Source organism: Brevibacillus ruminantium (assembly GCF_023746555.1).
Lineage (GTDB): Bacteria > Bacillota > Bacilli > Brevibacillales > Brevibacillaceae > Brevibacillus > Brevibacillus ruminantium.
The window spans coordinates 1,284,946-1,302,471 of record NZ_CP098755.1 but is presented as its reverse complement, the minus strand read 5'-3'; the positions used below and the strand labels follow the sequence as shown (position 1 = coordinate 1,302,471).

The window sequence follows — 17,526 nt, the reverse complement described above, 5'->3', positions numbered from 1 at the left end:
TCGTATTCCCTGTACTGTCAATGAGCTTTATCGCCACATCTCAAAGGAGGAATGAAAAAATGTCATCTGTCCTGTCTTATCTAAAAGAAGCGGAACAACAAATTTTATCCGATCTGGAGCGCGTCGTTCGGGCGGAATCCCCTACACATGACAAAGCGGCTGTGGATCACTGCGGCGATGTTTTTCAGGAATTGTTTCACCGCTATTTGGGACTTTCAGCAGACGTCATCCCGATGAAGGAAACGGGCAATCAACTGCGTTACACCATCGGAGATGGACCCGAACAAATCCTCATTACCGGCCATATTGACACCGTTTGGGAAAAAGGCAGGCTTTCGTTTCGCACGGAAGGAAACCGAGCCTACGGGCCGGGCATCCTCGATATGAAAGGGGGCAATATTCAAGCTTTGTGGGCACTCCGGGCCCTGCGAGAAGTGGGCTTGCCTTTGAATAAAAAGATCGTCTTTCTTTTGACCAGCGATGAAGAGACAGGCAGTGATACCTCCCGTGCCCTGATTGAAGAAGAAGCTCGCAAAAGTGTGGCTGTGCTAGTCCCTGAGCCTGCTGTTGCCCATACAGGGGCGCTCAAAACCGCACGGAAAGGGGTGGGACATTACCAGCTCGCCATCAAAGGAAAAGCCGCTCACGCTGGCAACCATCACGAGGACGGCATCAGTGCCATACAAGAAATGGCTCTGCAGATCATTGATTTGCACGCCCTAACCGATTACGCCAAAGGAACCACGGTCAATGTCGGGATCGCATCGGGAGGGAACCGCACGAATGTGGTCGCTGAGCACGCACTTCTGGATATTGACGTCCGTATTACAAGTATGGCTGAAGCAGAGCGCATACAAAAAGCGGTGCTGGGTGCTGTTCCCAAGCTGGACGGGATTACGCTGAAGGCTTCTGGCGCACTGAATCGTCCGCCGATGGAACGGACGGCGGAAACGGCCCGCTTGTTCGAGCTGGCCAGCCAATGCGGTGAACAGCTTGGGTTCACTCTGACGGAAGCAGCCGCCGGAGGAGGCAGCGATGGTAATTTTACAGCGGCCTTGGGCATTCCCACACTGGATGGACTCGGATCAGTAGGAGACGGCCCGCACGCTGAGTATGAACATATTCTCATCGACCAGCTCGCTCCCCGCAGCGCCTTGCTGGCCCACCTGCTTGCCAAGCTGTAACCACCTTTGTCCCCCAATGAGAGCGGAAAACGGGAATCAAAAAGCCGGCGCAACCTGATCGCGCCGGCTTCCCCCTTATCTTTCTACCGAAATACAGCCGAACTTTCGCCGAACTTTTGCCCGAACCTCTGCCGAGCGAACCGCACATCTTTCCCCCGATGCTTTTTCTTTTCCCCGTTCCGTCTCTGAAAAGATTGCGCCGGGGCGTGCTTTACTTCACATGCCGAAAAAGATTAACGACAAAGAGGATAATGCCAATGATCAAAGGAATGGCTCCCAGCGGGATGATCCACTCGACAGCCATGTTTCCATACGATACAAACCACAGACCCAGCATCATGACAGGAAGCCCTATGTTATGCAGCCAAAAGTGAACCTTGGCAAGCCCGGTTGCTGCTGCTGCCGGAAAGAGATGATAGAAAATCCCGGCGAGCGCCAGCGATACCCAGCCCACCAGATTGAGATGCGTGTGGACGCCTCTCAGTTGAAATTCATGCGACATTGACATGTACATCCCCAGCAGGATGGCGATGACAAAATAGACCCCGGCAATTTTGATCAGTCGAATGCCCATCCGATCTCCCCTTTACGCTTTGCCTGTTGTGGTGAACCGCTATGAAGACCGACCTCCTTTCACAAGAAGTCTTTTCTCTGCGTATCCGCGTCTAAAGGTGGAGATGTTGCGTACACTACTACATGGTAATCGCAATCATACGAAATATTCGTAAAATTTGAGGCGAAGGACTCAAAAATGATCCGGCTCGTCCCCTCAACAAGGACGAGAAGTTCGCCAATGGCCGAACCTCGTTCGCAATCTGTTTGAGATAGCTGTCATGTGCGCATGCTCGACGCTCAGGATTTTATCCAAAACAGGTAAACATCTGCGTCCAGCGAAAAAGCAGCACCGAATCGTTACATACAAAAATCCCCGCTCAGCCGGGGATTTTTTCCTGCTTTTCTACCACAGTTTTTGCATATGTCTGGTACCTTTTCCACACCTGAAAGCCCAGCTTTTCGTAAAACCCCACCAGATCAGTCCAGTCGATACAGATCGTTCTGATTCCCCGCTGCTGAAGGAAATAGATGCCTGCCTCCACAACGGCCCGGCCATAGCCTTGCCCTCGTTCGGCCGGATCGATGCCCAAAGGACCAATCCCGCCCAGCTCCTCGGCAAAAAGTGGAGCCCAGTATACGTTCTGGGCAATCAGCGGCGAGCGGCTGTCATTGATGCGGCAAAACCCCATAATTTTCCCGTTTTTCTCGGCGAGCACAAACTCTCTTCCGGTGCCCCCTTTTTCAAAATAGCAGAGCGCCTCGTACTCCCAGCGGCCGGGAAAACAGCGGCGAAAAAACGAGAGAAGGGGCTCGCGATCCTGCGGCTCACCCATTCGAAAGCGGACTTCGTCCCGATTCGGCCTCTCCAGCAGGGGAAGTAAGCCCGGTCCGGCTCCATCGGAATCAGCCTCAACCGCTTTGCGCCCCAGCAGATCGTATTGCGGTCTTCCCCGTAGGTACCCCCGCCTCTCCAGCCAAGCCATCAGCTCCTGCTCTTCTTCCGGCACGCCTGGAAAGTAATGCCACCAATCACTTCCCAGCGCGATTTTATCTACCTTCCACGAGGTGAGTGCCTTCTCCGCTCGCTCCAGCAGCGCCGTGCCAACGCCTTTCCTCCGATACCCACGATCCACCAGCAACGTTTGAATCCAACCCATCCCTTTTCCCCATGTCACCGAATCCTCTTCTCGCCACCGCTTGGCGATGACGATGCCAACCGGCCGCTGGCTGCTGGCTTCCACCGCGACCCAAGAGCCCTCCGGCACCAAATGCGGATCATCCAGGCTGTTCTGCTGCAGAAGCTCTTCCCTCATCGGAAAACGATCGCCGAGCTGTGTGTTCCAGAGCTGGCAGACGGGTTGCAGCCATTTAGACTCCCAGCGGTGAAATTCCATTTTTGCTCTCTCCTATCGTTCCAACTCTATCGGTTACTTCAACCCGGAGCTTCGCGCTCCCTCGACGAAGTATTTCTCCGCGATCAAAAACACAATCAAAATCGGAATCAGGCTAATCAAAGCCCCTGCTACCAAATACTGATCGTTGCCGCCTGTCCACTGCCCTTTCAACGACAGAATGCCGATGGGCAGCGTGTACTTTTCCCGGGTAGTGATATAGATGACCGGAGCAAGGATTTCGTTCCATTTCGCCATGAAGGTTAAAATCGCCAACGTCGCCAGCGATGGCTTGCACATCGGCATGGCAACCCGCCAGTAAATCTGGAATGGATTGCACCCGTCGATTTTGGCCGCCTCTTCATACTCCCGGGGAATGCCCAGAAACGCCTGCCTCATCAGAAAAATTCCAAAAGGCTGACCCAGCCATTCCAGGATCCAGAGCGGCATCAACGTATCCAGCATATTCAGTTTCTTGAAGATCATGAACTGCGGAATAATGGTGACTACACCGGGAATCATCATCGTCCCCAGCACGATCAGGAAGAGCGTGTCCCGAAACGGAAAACGGAGTCGCGCGAAGGCGTAAGCCACCATCGAGCTGGACAGGATCGCTCCCAAGATCGAAAGCAACGAGACCGTCAGGCTGTTAAAGGTGTAGGTATTGAAATGGGCCAGCTCCCATACTTCCGGGTAGTTGCTCCATTTGATCGGATTTGGGAACAGCTCCGGCGGGTACTTGTTGTATTGCGCTACGGTCTTCAAAGAGTTGAACAGCGCCGTCAGGAAAGGGGTAAACATAATGAGCGAGCTGATTCCGATGGCCAGGTAGGCGAGTATTTTTCGCGTCTTCATACGTGCTCTCCCTCCTCCCTAGTCATCGTAATGAACCCAGCGTTTTTGCAGTCTCATCTGCATGTAGGTAAAGACAAACAGCAGCAAGAAGAGCACCCAGGCAATCGCCGAGGCATAGCCCATGTGGAAATAGGTGAAGCCTTCGCGGAAAAGATGCAGCATCAGCACCAGGCTGGCGTTGTTCGGACCGCCTGCGATCCCGTCGACCGCTCCGGCCGTCATGACGTAAATCTGTTCAAAGCTCTGAAACGCGCTGATGGTACTGAGGATCAACACCAGGAAGGTCGTCCCCGAAATCAGCGGCACGGTGATGCGCCAAAACTTTTGCAGCGGCCCGGCCCCGTCGATCTCCGCCGCTTCGTACAGATCGCCCGGTACATTTTGCAGCCCGGCCAGAAACAGGACCATCATATAGCCGACTCCCTTCCAGATCGCCACGGCGACAAGAACGGGGATCACCAGCTGCTCGTCTGCCAGCCAGTTCTTGGGCTGCATGCCCAGCTTCACCAACAGCGAGTTGGCCCAGCCAAAGCGGGGATTGAAGATGGAGTCAGCTACATAGGCGATCACTGTCCAGGAAGAGATCACCGGGATAAAGTGAGCGATCCGGTACAGCTTTAAGCCCTTCAGCTTTTGATTCAGCGCGACCGCAAGCACCAAAGCGAGCGCGGTCTTGATGGGAACCAGCAGAATTGTAAAATAAATCGTGTTCCACAGTGCCTTCCAAAACAGCGGATCGTCCATCATCTTTCGGTAATTGGACAGCCCCGTCCATTTGGGAGGATTCAGCATGTCGTAATTCGTGAAGCTGAAATACAGCGACGCTATGGATGTGAAGGCAACAAAAACGATCAGGTGAACCAGGTAGGGGGAGATGAGCAAAATCCCCCATCTCCCCTCACTGTCCAGCCACTTTTTTTTTCGGGGCTTCGGAAATGGACGCTTGTCGGCTCTTTGTTCACCAGTCAGTTCCGTATTTAGGTTCATGACTGCCCCCCGTAAGCGTTTTATTTTTTGTAGAACTCATCCAGCACCTTTTGGACTGCGGCATTGGCATTTTTCAAGCCTTGCTCCACACTGGCCTCGCCTGAGAACACCGGGAACATCTGCTCGTCAAACGCTTTGCGCCATTCGCCGAAGACCGCGTTGGCATCGAGGGAGCCGGCAAATTCCATGCTGTCCAGATACACTTTGGCATTGAGCGACGTATCGGAGTTGAGCACTTCCTCAGCCACCTTTTTCTTGACCGGGATCGCTTCGCCCAGCGACGCCCACTCCCGCTGTGCTTCATCGTCGGTCGCCCAGTATTTGATCCACTCCCAAGCTGCCTGGGTTTTCTTATCATCCGCTTTTTTGCTGATTACCCAGGAGTTGACGATGCTGGGGGCAAAGCGTTTCCCTCCGGGTCCTGCCGGAAGCGGTGCCACATCAAAGTTCAAGCCGGATTCACGCATCTTCACACGGGCGGCATAGATATCAATCTGCATCCCGGACACACCGCTCAAAAATGGCTTGAACGGATCCTGGAAGCTTTGCAGATCGACCGGATCGGGAAAGATGCCTTTTTTCATGCCATCGACCATCCATTCAACCGCCTGCTTGTTTTCCGGAGTGTCGAGGACGGCCTTTTGCAGGCTCTGGTCCAGCACGCCGCCACCAAAGGTTTTCATCAGCGGGAACCAGCCGCGGCTCACACCGACGGGACTGCTGAAGATCGTAAAGCCGTACTCTGACACCTTGGTCGCGTCGAAAGCCGGGTCTTTGGCATTCTTGCCGCTGGCATCAATCGTGAGCAGCTCAGCCGCTTCCTTCACCTGATCCCAGGTCCAGGTGGCATCGGGGTATTTCACGCCCGCTTTGTCAAAGAGTGCCTTGTTGTAATAGAGAACCCCGATTTGAACGCCCTGCGGAACTCCCCAAATTTCTCCGCCAGGCCCTTTGTTCGCGTCCATCCCGTAATAGTCATCTTTGTTCAAATCCTTGTCGATGAGGTCCTTCAGGTCTTTCAGTGCACCGCGCTCGGCAAACTCAAAAACCTTCACCCCGTCACTCAGCCACAGATCAGGAGCATTTCCACCGGCAATCTGTGTGTTCAGCTTCTGGAAGAACTGTGCATGAGGACCTGTTTCTGTGGTAATTTTGATGTGCGGATTCTTCGCCATAAACTTGGCCAGCAGTTCCTCCATCTTTTTCTGTGTGGGCGGATCGGAGTAATACCCCATCTTTAATTCGATTTGCTCCGTTTTGGTCTGGTTGTTCGTGGCGCTTGGCTGTTCGCCCGTGTTTGCCTGCTGTCCGCTTCCAGAACAGGCTGAAAGCAGTAGAGCGGCAGACAAGAGCGCTGAGCTGAAAAGTGACAATCTCCTCTTTCTTTTCAATGCAGACCCCTCCATTTATCTAGAAACTTGTTATTGCCAACAGATATGAGAGATGGGTATAGGCACAGGTGTGTAATGTGGAACGACGTTAGGTTAATGGGTGCTGAGAATGGTTAATGGGTGCTGGAACAGCCTGAGTGGTGCGTCAGTTGGTGGGTGTTCTCGTGAGGTCGATTCTTTTGTGAAAACGCTTGCATATCTAATCGGTACGAAATTCGGCAAGAACGGCTTTGCGCGTCCTTCGCAGGTAGGATACCGCTTTTTCGTAGCTCTGTGCGGCTACGCCCATGAAGATCATATCGATTACAGCCAATTGAGCGATCCGGGAAGACGTGGCGGCACTGCGCATGTCTGCCTCGGATGAAATGGTCGTGAGGTGGATGTCTACGAGCGTGGAGAGTGAGTTTTGACCAAATTTGGTGATTCCAATCGTAATGGCCCCTGCTTCCCTCGCTCTGGTGATAGCGGAAAGGACTTGACGGGTTTCTCCCGAGTAGGAAATCCCGACGGCCACATCCTCGTCTGTTAGTGTAACCGCAGAGGTAATTTGCAGATGTGCATCAGCATGTGCATTTGCTGTTTTATCGATCCGCAAGAACTTTTGCTGGGCATCCTGGGCGACCAGTTGGGAGGCCCCCACTCCGAAAAAGTCGATGCGCCGCGCCCGATAAATCGCTTGGACTGCCTGTTCTACGGCGGCCGGGTCTAGTACCTTGAGCGTTTCACGCAAAGAGTAGATGTGATTCGCCGTGACAGACTCGATCAAGGTGGGAATGTCGTCGGAGGGGAGTATCTCTTTGTACTCTTCTTCTCCGGCTGAAGGAGATTGCAAATCAGCGGCGATGCGTATCTTCAGCTCTGGGAATCCATCCAATCCCATGTTTTTGCACATACGGATGATGGCAGCGGGGCTCGCATGACTCCGCTCAGCCAATTCCTTGATGGAGAGGCGGATGACTTCACGGGGATTCTCCAGGATGTACTCTGCCACGCTGCGCTCAGATGGCTTGATCGTTTGTAGGTATTCTCGAATTCTCAGCAATCCTCCGCTCAGCAAAGGCATTCCCTCTTTTCTACTGTGTATAACGGCCCAGCTTTTACCAATTTAAACCCATTATACGATATTGAAATTAAAAATCAATACAAACTATTCTTTATAAAAATAATTTTCAAAATTTTCTCTTTGTAAAATTGCGCTTGACCCTTTACCTAGCTACAGGGCTGATAATCATGAATAGGAGGGAAAAGCATGGAGGGGCTAGATGTATCGCATGGCGAAAATTGAAGTCTACTCAATGGGAAGTGAAAGATGTCAGACCTTAATTGAACAGGCGAACCAACTGGCCTGTTCCAAATGCAGTATCGTCGTGCATGATATGCGGAAAGAACAGGCTTCCCCCGAGTCAGAGAATAAAGCCAAAGAATTCGGACTTACCTCTTTCCCGGCAGTCGTAATGAATGGAAAGGCTTATCAGGAAGAGGGGTTACGAAATCTGCTGAAGTCTTTTCAACGGCGGGACTCCAAACACAGAGCAACCTAAACCTAACCAGCATTGAGAAACGCTTACTGCTTTTCCCTCCACGCTTCGCAAAAATAAGAAAAGCCGGCTTCTCCTCTATTCAGAGGAAACCGGCTTTCCGCTTACAGTATTTCCCTTCCGTCTCTTCCCTTGTCTGTCTATCTCTATCCCTTGCGAACAAAGATCCGGTATACCCCTGCATCTTCTTCCATTTTCAAAAGCTCATGATGATTCGCGCGAACCCAGCTTTGAAAATCGTTGACAGAGCCTTTGTCGGTTGATTCCACTTGCATGATTTGACCGCTTTCCATGGCATCTACAGCCTTTTTCGCTTTGACAATCGGCATCGGGCAAGCAAGTCCTTTGGCATCTACAAATACGTCTACGTTCATGATTAATCATTCCTCCTTGAATTTTTTCGATGGTTGATGTTTGTTTACGTGTAGAGCCTTTTCACATGAAAATCTTTTCAGGTGCCGGCTCGTAAGGATCAGCCGTGGTGCAATGCGCAGCGATTCGGGCCGATTTCCAGCTCGGTCGCCTTCTCTGCTGTGACCTCCAGGGTGCCGCGGTTCACTTCCACGATTTCCTCGTAGTTGGGCGGCGTGGCACCAACCGAGTGCGCCACCTTCTCCGTAAACAGCTCGCGGTCGACCGTACGCATTACTTCGTTGTTCCGGCGAATCTCGCCCAGCTGGGCACCGATATATCCCGCTTCGCTGATTTCCGAGAGGTCGGCATAGTGGGTTGGCAGGACCAACACATCGTCACGCAAGGAAGCGATAGTGGTAAAGACGGTGTCATACAACGCTTGTGCCCATTCCGCTGCCTTTCCGCCAAGATCGGGACGGCCGAGACCGCCGACAAAGATCGTATCACCCGAGAGCAGATACTGATCGTTGACCAGCACGGAGACGCTTCCCGGCGTATGGCCAGGGGTGGGAACCGCCAGGATTTTGACTTCTGCACTTCCTACCTGCAGCAGCCCCTGCTTTTCCAGCGGTTCATAGGGCCGATCAGAGCCTTGCATTTCACCGGAAGAAATGTAGTACACCGCGCCGCTCTTCTGTGCTAGCTCGCGGCCGCCCGAGATGTGGTCGGCGTGCAGATGTGTATCCAGCACATACTTGATCGCAATGTCTTCTTTCTGAGCCAATGTGAGGTATTCTTCGATGTGGCGGCCGGGATCGACGACGAGCGCTTCCTCGCCGGAGATCACCATGTAGGACAGACAGCCTTTGGCCAGGCGATTTACCTGGATTAGCTTGAGCGCATCATCCTCCATGACCGTCACCGGATGGTAAAATTGGCTCCACTCGTTCATCCCCTGCTCCAGGTAGCTGGCCTCATATCCTTTTTCCACCAGCATGTCTGCTACCATCTGGGCACTGCCGCCTTTGGCGCAGATGACAACGATCTCTTCATCCGCAGGGAGCGGACGGTAGATTTCTTCATTCTCGTCGAGAAAATCAAAGTACGGAATGTTGATAGAGCGCACTTTTTTCCCTTCGATTTTCCAATCAGCATAATCTTCTGGATTGCGCACATCGAGCAGGAAGATTCCCTGTTCCATTTTTTCATGCAAGTCTTTTGCTTGTATCGCTTTTGCAGACAATGTTCTCACCTCTCTATTGTTAAATAGTTAAGATTTTGCAATCGGACCCACCCATAAAAAAGGGAGTTGATGAACCATCAAGCTTCTGTTTTCCCGCTTATCGCTTGACTTCCACTCTTCCCGTCCAGCCGGACATACCCGTCTGGAGATGACTGACCTCTTTGACTCCGTTTTTCAGCAAAATTTTGGCAGCCTGTCTGCTTCTCATCCCGCTCTGGCAAGTGAGGATAACGTGCTTTGAAGGATCGACGTTGGGGCAGCTCTGTCTCAACTGTCCAAGCGGCAGATTGGAAAACCCGGGAATATGCCCCCTCCGGTATTCAAACGGCTCGCGAACATCCAGCAGCACATAGGAACCTGGTTTTTTCAGCCGCTCCTTCAATTCGTCCGGGGAGAGCTGTTCCAAGCCTTTGACCGGAAGCATGTTTTTCAGGAAAAAAAGCACAACCACTGCCAACAAGCCATAAAATATCCAATCCAAGCGGCTTCACCTCTCTTTTTCTTAAATGAACAGATTGACTTTGGACTGCTCAGCTTCGGCCAGATAGGTGGCGACACCCGCATATTTCAAACCGTCTACCAGCTCCTCTTCCTTGATCCCGAGAACGTCCATCGACATCGTGCAGGCGATCAGCTCGACATCCAGCTCCTTGGCCAGCTCTATCAGCTCAGGAAGTGAAGCCACATTCTTTTTCTTCATGATGTGCTTCATCAGGGCAGAACCCATGCCACCCATATTTAGTTTGGAAATGCCGAGCTTGCCAGGACCCCGCGGCATCATCCGCTCGAACATTTTCTCCAGGAAGCTTTTGTTGACCGGAACGTACTGTTCTTTTCGCAGGATGTTCAGGCCCCAAAAGGTGAAGAACATCGTGACCTTGTTGCCCATGGCTGCCGCTCCTGTAGCGATGATAAAGCTTGCCATCGCTTTGTCCAGATCACCGCTAAACACCACCATGGTTGTTTGCTTTTGCGTATCCATCTATCTGTATCCTCCTCTTCCGAATACCTACCGGGGTATGTTGCTGCGTAAAATGTTTTAGTTACTATTACCCCTATGGGTATATGGTATAACGAAAGAACGGCCCTGTCAATGGACAGAGCCTTCCCTATCATTAGGCACCTTTTTCCTGCAGCAGCGCAGCGTGCGCCGTCAGTATTTGTCGTCCGTCTGTCGTGATCGCCATCTTCCGGCGCCACAACCCGCTTTCCTCAAGATAGCCTTGTCTGATCAGCTTGGCCACGATTACGGACACTTTCAGCGAGTCCAGCTCATGCTGCCGGATATGCGCGTTTAACTGACTGCTGCCTTCGCCTACTTTTTGCAGGATGACCAGGTCTTCTCTGCTCACCATGCCTTTATCTGCATGGATCACGCTCACACTCTCGTCCATCAGCCGGGTCGCTTCTTCCGCCAAACGGAAAGTGTAAAAACCCGGTCCAGTATAGCTTTCGCGGAAAATCAACCGCTTCTGATCAAGCGATTCAACGAGGCGGTTGCTAACGGTAGAATCTTCTCCAAGCATGTCGGTGATCTCCGCCATCGTATTGTACCCGGCGTACATCAGCTGGAGCACCACCTGTTCTTCCATGGATACGGACAAGCTGTTCGAATCCGCCTGCCCCTCCAGCTTCCAGTTCTTATCACCGTAGTACTGCGGCTGGGTCATCAGACTGACGATGACCGTGCAGACCAGTGTGACGACCAGCCCGACCACCCCAACATGTGTATACGTTCCAATCACGAATACCTTCATCAGCTCCAGCAGCGTGAATAATCCGGTTACCCCGATGCCGGCAAGCGCACCGATAAATGCGCCTTGCTTCGTCGTTCTCCGCCACCAGATACCCAGCATGACGAGAACAGACGGCGGACCCAGCCAAGCGGTGGCAAAAGCAAATAAATAGAGCGGACCGCCTGGGTAGAAACAGAGGACCCACACCAGCAAACCGAGGCAGATGGTGATCACCTTGGATGGCATGGTCAACTCGCGCGGTGTGGCGTTTGGTCTGATATAGCGCTGATACAGATCCCTCACAGCCGTAGAGGAAGCGCCGATCAGAGCAGTCGTCGATGTGGAGATAGAGGCTGCCAGAGCTCCGATCAGGGCAAACGCAGTAACGCTGACTGGGAGCGCTTTCAAAACCACGCCAAACGCGGCCATCGGTGAGACATTCCCTTTCGGCTCAAATGTATCCGGGAACGCAGCGCCTGCATAAAGACCGGTGACGACCAGGATGAGATACGGTACCAGTGCCAGAAGGACAGCCGCATAGATGAAAGAATGTTTGGCCACCTTTTCACTGCGGGTCGATGAAACGCGAAGCCAGTAGTAATTATTGCCCCAGACAAGAAAGCAGCCGAACAGAATCACAAAGGTGAGCAAGCTGGGATATTGCAGAGAAAAGATCGGCAGCTGCCCCCCGGTAATCCCATGCGTCCAGTGCCCGGACGGACCCGGCCACTGGGAACTGATGAAGTCAAAGCCGCCGAAACGGGAGAGCAAGCCCAAAAACATCAGGGGCAAGGCAATCAGCCCGATGCACATCTGGACAAAGTCCGTCAGGGTAATGGCCCAAAAGCCGCCCGCATACGTAAACAGCAAGAATAATAAAAAGATGGCAGAAAGCGTCCAGACGAGCGACCAGCCGGTAAAGCCATTGACCACGATGGCCATGGAGACCACGTTGTTGGCCATGATGCCGATCAGTCCCAATATCGAGGCGATTGTCACCAGTACACGGGTGCGGGAATCAAAGCGCATCGCCAGCCATTCCGGAAGCGTCTGCGCACCGCAGCGGCGAATGTACGGTGCAAGGACAATTCCGTACAAAGCCAGGCCGCCAAATAGATACGCAATCCCGAAGCCAAACGAACCCCAAAACCCGCTCGTGATGGCAAGGCCGGGTCCCAGTGTGATAATCGTCCCGGCAAATCCGATGGCCGCCACCCCGAAGACATTGATCAGCATACCGACCTCGCGTCCCCCGAGCAAATAGTCATTCGCACTGTTCACCCATTTCCGCGTCATCCATCCCCCGTAAAAGAGAATCACGAAAAAAACGGCCAGATACAGCAAAAAGACGACGTTGAAGCTCATGCTCTTCCCCTCCCGCTTATTCCAAAATAGCTACAGGGCGTGCCCATCCGGCACTGGCGCCTTCGATGTTGACCGGAAATACCGCTACCTTAAAGCCGAACGGCCGGGGCAAGCGCTCCAGGTTGGCCAGCTTTTCAATCTGGCAATACTCTTTCTCCTTGCCCACAAAATGAGCAGCCCACAGCACGCCGTCACGCGGATTTTCCCTGTACGACTGCGCCTGCAAATAAAAGGGAATGTCCCAGCCCCAGCCATCTGTGCCCATCACTTTGATGCCCTGATCAATCAGCCAGCATGTCGCCTCTGCGGACACGCCCGCATGCTGGTTGAAATACCCCTCTTCGTAAATGTATTGATCTGCTCCCGTGCGGATCAGGACGATATCATACGGCTTCAATGCATAGCCGATCTCCTCCAGCTTTTGCTGCAAGTCCTCCGCCGTCAGCTCGTATCCTGCGCCTTTGTCATGAAAATCGAGCAGCACGCCGTCGCCGTAAAACCACTCCAGCGGCAGTTGGTCGATTGTCCGGGCCGGCTTGCCCTCGGAGGTCGGCCAGTAATGCCACGGGGCGTCTACATGTGTCCCCGTATGTGTGCTCAAGCTGACATTTTCGACAGCCCATGCCTTCTTCTCCGGAAAGTCATCCGGAGAAAGACCAAACAGCCCTGCCGCCTGCTCCGCCCCCTGTTCATGCTGGACGTACTCGATTTTCGCCGGAAGCGGTTCCTTGACTCTTTCGCTGATCGGTACACTCAAATCAATAATCTGAAAGCTTCTCATGACGGATCCTCCCTCGTTCTCATTTACTGCTTAGTCCCAAAATGGACCTGGCTTCCTCCACGCTCGCTATCTCGCGACCCAGCTCCTGCGCCAATCTGACAATTCTGTCAACAAAAACGGCATTTGATTTTGCCAGCTCGCCCGTCCTGTAGTACACATTGTCCTCCATACCAACCCGCACATGCCCTCCCATGAGAATTCCCATCGTGTTCATCGCAAGCTGATGCCTGCCGATGCCGATTGTCGACCAGGTAGAGCCGGCCGGAATCGATTCGACCAAATGAAGCAGATTTTTCACCGTTGCCGGCATACCGCCGGGGACACCCAGGACAAATTGAAAGTGAAACGGCGGTTTGATCAGCCCTTTTTTCGCCAGCATCAAGGCGTTGTTGATCATCCCGGTCTCAAAAATCTCGATCTCGGGCTTTACCTGATGCTGATTCATTTTCGCGGCCAGCCGCTCCAGAAAGTCAGGCGGGTTGAGAAATACCCCGGGGCCGAAGTTCATCGATCCAGCATCCAGTGAGGCGAACTCGGGCGTTAATTCGCAAATTTTCAAGCGCTCTACTTCCCGGAGATTCAATCCTCCCGAAGAAGTCAGGTTGATCAGGATGTCGCATTTTTCCCTGATGCGCTCCACCGTTTCCCGAAAGGTCTCGTAATCCATCGACGGATTGCCTTCCCGATCACGTACATGGATGTGGGCAATCGAGGCACCTGCCTGCCAGGCGGCATACACTTCATCGGCGATCTCTCGCGGGGTAATCGGCAGGTATGGCGTATCCTTTCGCGTCGTCACGGCTCCTGTCGGTGCCACGGTGATGATCAGCTTTTCCACATTCTTCCCTCCTCTGCATTTTCCGTTCACTCCTCTTCCGTAACACATTTCGTGCCAACTGGAGAAAATGGAGTTCAACGACGTTATCCCACATGTTTCCATGAAAGAGGGGAAGGATGCTGTACGAAATATGTACACTCCTGTTGTCTGATTCCCGTACACTGTCCGAATATCGTACACTGGCTAAACAGGAAATCCGTATCGTTTCATTTTTTGGTACAGCGTGCTTCTGGAGATGCCCAGCATTTTGGCCGCCATGCTCTTGTTTCCCGCCGCTTCGATCAGCACGGCGCTGATCTGATTCTTTTCCGCCTCGTCCAGACTGTGCACGGCTTCAAGCGGACGCGCCGGAAATGACGTCTCCCGACCGAACAAGGTCTCTGGAAAAAGCTCCGGTCCGAGGACGTCCCCTTTGGCGAATACACAGGCGCGTGCGATCACATTTTCCAGCTCGCGAATATTGCCCGGCCATGCATAGCGCTGCAAGCTTTCTTGCACGGCTGGGGCGAGCGTGAGAGAGGGATTGTCAGGCTTGTCTGTTTCAAATTTGCGCATAAAATGGGCTGCCAGCATCAAGATGTCCTCCGCCCGTTCACGCAGGGCCGGAATCTTCAAGTTGACGACATTCAGGCGATAATAGAGATCGAGCCGAAAATTGCGCTTGGCTACTTCTTCCTCCAGATCCCGGTTGGTTGCCGCAATGATCCTCACGTCGATGGGAATCGGCTCATAGCCCCCTACCCGCACCACATACCTGCTCTGCAGCACGCGCAGCAATTTGGCCTGAATCTCCAGCGGCATCTCGCCGATCTCGTCGAGAAAGACCGTCCCGCCGTTTGCCAGTTCAAATTTGCCCGGCCTTCCCCCTTTCCGCGCTCCAGTGAAGGCTCCATCGACATACCCAAACAGCTCACTTTCCACCAGCTCGCGGGGAATGGAGGAACAATCGATCACCACGAACGGCCCGTTTGCCCGCCTGCTGTCATTGTGAATAGCGTGAGCGAACAGCTCTTTTCCTGTCCCGCTTTCTCCCTCGATGAGAATATTGGTATCATCCCGCGCCGCCCATCTCGATTGCCGAATCAGCTCCTGGACCTTTGCAGAGTGGGTGATGATGTCGTCAAAAGTGAAAAAAGCTTTGGCTCCCACCATGCTGGTGACGAGGTGACGAATCACTTTAATCTCGCGAAAGGTATCGATCACCCCGATAATCTCGCCCAACTCATCAAAGACAGGGATAGCCGATTTCATCAGGTGCAGCTTCCCCTTTTTGGGCATCGTGATAAAGAATTCCTTGTTGACCCATCCTTTGCCTGAATCCAGAACAGAGAGCACTTCCGGCTGAAAGTCGACGATGTCGCAAAGATGCACTCCGATGGTTTCAGCCACGGTAATCCCCAAAATATCGGCACCCTGTCTGTTTACATAGACAATCTCACCGCTCCGATTGATCGCCATGAACCCCTCGGAAATCGTCTCGACAATCTGTTTTTGATAGTGATTATGCAGCATCATCTCAGCGGCCAGCTTTTTTTCATTCCACTGTGTCCTGATCAAAACGGCAATCAACTGCCAGTGCGCCCGGTCGATTACCTGTTCCCCACCGGAATGAAGGGCTAGCCAATACTGTACGCCATCCAGCTCCATAGGCTCCGCGTATACAGAGGAAGGCCCAGCGGCTGTATGCCCATGCTGCTCTTGCTGGTTCATCTCCTGCCTTTCTTGCTTTGTCGTGACTTGGGTGCGGATCAAAAGCTCGATCTCCTCCAGCCGTTGCTTCACCTCCTGTTGCGGGGAATCCTGATGGACCTTCCACACCACAAGTGACAGCTCTTCTGTAAACAGACAGACATAAGGAAACGGAAACGCGGGCAATTCTTCAAATAGATAGCGGAGTCCCAAATGAGCCATCGTATCGCTCTCCTTTCCTCTTTAAAACAGAAAATTCATTCTATTTCTTCCGCATAACAGACGCTCCTTCCTGTCTCTTCCCCCCATTCGCGAATCATCACACTGTACACAAAAAAGACCGATGCTCGAAGTGAGCATCGGCTGGAGGATCGCGCTTATTCTGCTTTTCCGATGAAGGACGTGCCTTCTTTTTCAAACTTGTAGATAAAGACGTCCGCGTATTTATTATCCCCTTTGTCATCAAAGGTGACCTTTACGAATTTGCCCTGGTACTCTTTTGTATTGTGAACTTGTTCCAGAATTTGTTCACGAGTCGGCTTTTTGCCGCCGTTTGCTTGGATCGCCGCTTCAATCCCGTTGAGGATCACGTTGGCCGATTCAAACGCATAGTCGGAGTAGGTTCCCGGCTTTTTGCCCATCGCTTTTTCGTACTCTTCTGCCCACTTGCGGCCTTCTTCTGTCTGCTTGGCATCTCCGGCCAGAGAAGTGAGGTAAACGCCGACTGCTGCATCGCCGGCAATTTTCAGCAGGTCTGGAGAGTCAATGCCGTCCCCGCCCATGAATTTGCCTTGGTAGCCTTTTTCTTTCGCCTGCTTTATGATAATGCCCGCTTCGGGGTAGATGCCGCCGAAGTAAATCAGGTCAGGGTTGGAGGCAACCGCGGTATTGACGACGAAGTTATAATCCTTTTCTCCCTGGTTTACCCCTTCATAGCCCAGTACCTTGACGCCGTCTTTTTCAAACTGCGCCTTTACCTGGTCGACCAGCCCCTGCCCATAGGCGGTCTTGTCGTGTATCAGGAAAACGGATGTCACACCGAGCTGCTCTTTTGCATATTTCGCACCTTTGGGTCCTTGCGCGTCATCACGGGCACAGATCCGGTGAACCGTTTTCTTTCCTTCCTCCGTCAGTGTCACACCGCTGTTCGCCGGAGACACCATGACCAGACTGCCTGATTCGTACTTAACGGATGAAGGAATCGCGACGCCGGTATTAAAGTGGCCGACGACACCCATGACCTCCGGGTTTGCTACGAGCATTTCCGCGTTGGAAACGCCGATTTTCGGGTCTGCTTGGTCGTCTTGAGGGTATAACTGCAAGTCAAAACCGAGCTTCTTGAACTCCTCTTTCCGCTGCTCGATTGCAAAGGCTGCACCGGTCTTGATCGCGTCCCCGATCGCTGACTGCGAACCGGAAAGCGGGCTTTGGGTGGCAATCAGGATCTTTTCTCCGCCACCAGACGACGCCCCGGAACTTCCTTGGGCTTGGGTATTCGTGTTCTGCGCTGGAGCTGATCCTTGCGAGTTACAGCCAACCAGTGACATGCTGGCCAACAAAATCGAAGCAAGAACGAAACTCAACTTTTTTTGACGCACGCAAATCCCCCCTGAGTGCTT

Annotated in this window: 17 protein-coding genes; 2 read left to right on the top strand and 15 right to left on the bottom strand. The window is 52.8% G+C overall.

Annotated features, from left to right (window positions below; genetic code table 11):
* Positions 1-59 precede the first annotated feature (59 nt).
* Positions 60-1,184, top strand: a complete 1,125-nt coding sequence (locus tag NDK47_RS06370; RefSeq protein ID WP_251874022.1) for a M20 family metallopeptidase — start codon at positions 60-62, stop codon at positions 1,182-1,184.
* 211 nt (positions 1,185-1,395) lie between these two features.
* On the opposite strand, the gene NDK47_RS06365 is transcribed toward NDK47_RS06370, so the two are convergent.
* The 6 genes from NDK47_RS06365 to NDK47_RS06340 form a co-directional block, all read right to left on the bottom strand.
* On the bottom strand, positions 1,396-1,758 hold the full coding sequence (locus tag NDK47_RS06365; protein WP_251874021.1) for a cytochrome-c oxidase: 363 nt from the start codon (positions 1,756-1,758) through the stop codon (positions 1,396-1,398).
* A 358-nt stretch (positions 1,759-2,116) separates the two neighbouring features.
* Complete coding sequence (locus NDK47_RS06360; protein ID WP_251874020.1) at positions 2,117-3,133, bottom strand: GNAT family N-acetyltransferase; 1,017 nt, start codon at positions 3,131-3,133, stop codon at positions 2,117-2,119.
* 33 nt (positions 3,134-3,166) lie between these two features.
* Positions 3,167-3,985: a carbohydrate ABC transporter permease gene (locus NDK47_RS06355; RefSeq protein ID WP_251874019.1), complete on the bottom strand. Its 819-nt coding sequence runs from the start codon at positions 3,983-3,985 to the stop codon at positions 3,167-3,169.
* Between the two features lie 18 nt (positions 3,986-4,003).
* The gene (locus NDK47_RS06350; RefSeq protein ID WP_251874018.1) at positions 4,004-4,972 is read right to left on the bottom strand and encodes a carbohydrate ABC transporter permease; all 969 of its coding nucleotides are present in this window, start codon (positions 4,970-4,972) and stop codon (positions 4,004-4,006) included.
* 20 nt (positions 4,973-4,992) lie between these two features.
* Positions 4,993-6,363 carry an ABC transporter substrate-binding protein gene (locus NDK47_RS06345; protein WP_251874017.1) on the bottom strand — a complete coding sequence of 457 codons (1,371 nt, stop codon included), beginning with the start codon at positions 6,361-6,363 and terminating at the stop codon, positions 4,993-4,995.
* A gap of 199 nt (positions 6,364-6,562) precedes the next feature.
* A complete protein-coding gene (locus NDK47_RS06340; RefSeq protein ID WP_251876023.1) occupies positions 6,563-7,417 on the bottom strand; it encodes a MurR/RpiR family transcriptional regulator in 855 nt (284 codons plus the stop codon).
* A 208-nt stretch (positions 7,418-7,625) separates the two neighbouring features.
* Between NDK47_RS06340 and NDK47_RS06335 the strand changes: the two genes are divergently transcribed.
* Positions 7,626-7,904 carry a glutaredoxin gene (locus tag NDK47_RS06335; RefSeq protein ID WP_251874016.1) on the top strand — a complete coding sequence of 93 codons (279 nt, stop codon included), beginning with the start codon at positions 7,626-7,628 and terminating at the stop codon, positions 7,902-7,904.
* A 143-nt stretch (positions 7,905-8,047) separates the two neighbouring features.
* Here NDK47_RS06335 and NDK47_RS06330 read toward each other — a convergent pair whose 3' ends face one another.
* The 9 genes from NDK47_RS06330 to NDK47_RS06290 all read right to left on the bottom strand — a co-directional run bounded on the left by NDK47_RS06330 (position 8,048) and on the right by NDK47_RS06290 (position 17,454).
* Positions 8,048-8,275 carry a sulfurtransferase TusA family protein gene (locus NDK47_RS06330; protein WP_251874015.1) on the bottom strand — a complete coding sequence of 76 codons (228 nt, stop codon included), beginning with the start codon at positions 8,273-8,275 and terminating at the stop codon, positions 8,048-8,050.
* 98 nt (positions 8,276-8,373) lie between these two features.
* A complete protein-coding gene (locus NDK47_RS06325; RefSeq protein WP_251874014.1) occupies positions 8,374-9,498 on the bottom strand; it encodes an MBL fold metallo-hydrolase in 1,125 nt (374 codons plus the stop codon).
* A 97-nt stretch (positions 9,499-9,595) separates the two neighbouring features.
* Positions 9,596-9,979, bottom strand: a complete 384-nt coding sequence (locus NDK47_RS06320) for a rhodanese-like domain-containing protein (protein WP_251874013.1) — start codon at positions 9,977-9,979, stop codon at positions 9,596-9,598.
* Between the two features lie 21 nt (positions 9,980-10,000).
* Positions 10,001-10,480, bottom strand: coding sequence for a DsrE/DsrF/DrsH-like family protein (locus NDK47_RS06315; protein ID WP_251874012.1), 480 nt, complete (start codon positions 10,478-10,480; stop codon positions 10,001-10,003).
* A 133-nt stretch (positions 10,481-10,613) separates the two neighbouring features.
* The gene (locus NDK47_RS06310; RefSeq protein ID WP_251874011.1) at positions 10,614-12,599 is read right to left on the bottom strand and encodes a sodium:solute symporter family protein; all 1,986 of its coding nucleotides are present in this window, start codon (positions 12,597-12,599) and stop codon (positions 10,614-10,616) included.
* 16 nt (positions 12,600-12,615) lie between these two features.
* Positions 12,616-13,380: a cyclase family protein gene (locus tag NDK47_RS06305; protein ID WP_251874010.1), complete on the bottom strand. Its 765-nt coding sequence runs from the start codon at positions 13,378-13,380 to the stop codon at positions 12,616-12,618.
* 19 nt (positions 13,381-13,399) lie between these two features.
* Complete coding sequence (locus NDK47_RS06300) at positions 13,400-14,218, bottom strand: beta-keto acid cleavage family enzyme (protein ID WP_251874009.1); 819 nt, start codon at positions 14,216-14,218, stop codon at positions 13,400-13,402.
* 183 nt (positions 14,219-14,401) lie between these two features.
* Positions 14,402-16,129 (bottom strand): sigma-54 interaction domain-containing protein, encoded by a 1,728-nt coding sequence (locus NDK47_RS06295; protein WP_251874008.1) that lies wholly within the window; start codon positions 16,127-16,129, stop codon positions 14,402-14,404.
* 155 nt (positions 16,130-16,284) lie between these two features.
* On the bottom strand, positions 16,285-17,454 hold the full coding sequence (locus tag NDK47_RS06290) for a branched-chain amino acid ABC transporter substrate-binding protein (RefSeq protein ID WP_251876021.1): 1,170 nt from the start codon (positions 17,452-17,454) through the stop codon (positions 16,285-16,287).
* Between the last annotated feature and the right edge of the window lie 72 nt (positions 17,455-17,526).

Bases quoted from the DNA above. Each gene is read 5' to 3' on its own strand.
- NDK47_RS06310 (WP_251874011.1), bottom strand. From the start codon at position 12,599: ATGAGCTTCAACGTCGTCTTTTTGCTGTATCTGGCCGTTTTTTTCGTG.
- NDK47_RS06315 (WP_251874012.1), bottom strand. From the start codon at position 10,480: ATGGATACGCAAAAGCAAACAACCATGGTGGTGTTTAGCGGTGATCTG.
- NDK47_RS06360 (WP_251874020.1), bottom strand. From the start codon at position 3,133: ATGGAATTTCACCGCTGGGAGTCTAAATGGCTGCAACCCGTCTGCCAG.
- NDK47_RS06290 (WP_251876021.1), bottom strand. From the start codon at position 17,454: ATGTCACTGGTTGGCTGTAACTCGCAAGGATCAGCTCCAGCGCAGAAC.
- NDK47_RS06355 (WP_251874019.1), bottom strand. From the start codon at position 3,985: ATGAAGACGCGAAAAATACTCGCCTACCTGGCCATCGGAATCAGCTCG.
- NDK47_RS06295 (WP_251874008.1), bottom strand. From the start codon at position 16,129: ATGGCTCATTTGGGACTCCGCTATCTATTTGAAGAATTGCCCGCGTTT.
- NDK47_RS06330 (WP_251874015.1), bottom strand. From the start codon at position 8,275: ATGAACGTAGACGTATTTGTAGATGCCAAAGGACTTGCTTGCCCGATG.
- NDK47_RS06350 (WP_251874018.1), bottom strand. From the start codon at position 4,972: ATGAACCTAAATACGGAACTGACTGGTGAACAAAGAGCCGACAAGCGT.
- NDK47_RS06305 (WP_251874010.1), bottom strand. From the start codon at position 13,380: ATGAGAAGCTTTCAGATTATTGATTTGAGTGTACCGATCAGCGAAAGA.
- NDK47_RS06335 (WP_251874016.1), top strand. From the start codon at position 7,626: ATGTATCGCATGGCGAAAATTGAAGTCTACTCAATGGGAAGTGAAAGA.
- NDK47_RS06370 (WP_251874022.1), top strand. From the start codon at position 60: ATGTCATCTGTCCTGTCTTATCTAAAAGAAGCGGAACAACAAATTTTA.
- NDK47_RS06365 (WP_251874021.1), bottom strand. From the start codon at position 1,758: ATGGGCATTCGACTGATCAAAATTGCCGGGGTCTATTTTGTCATCGCC.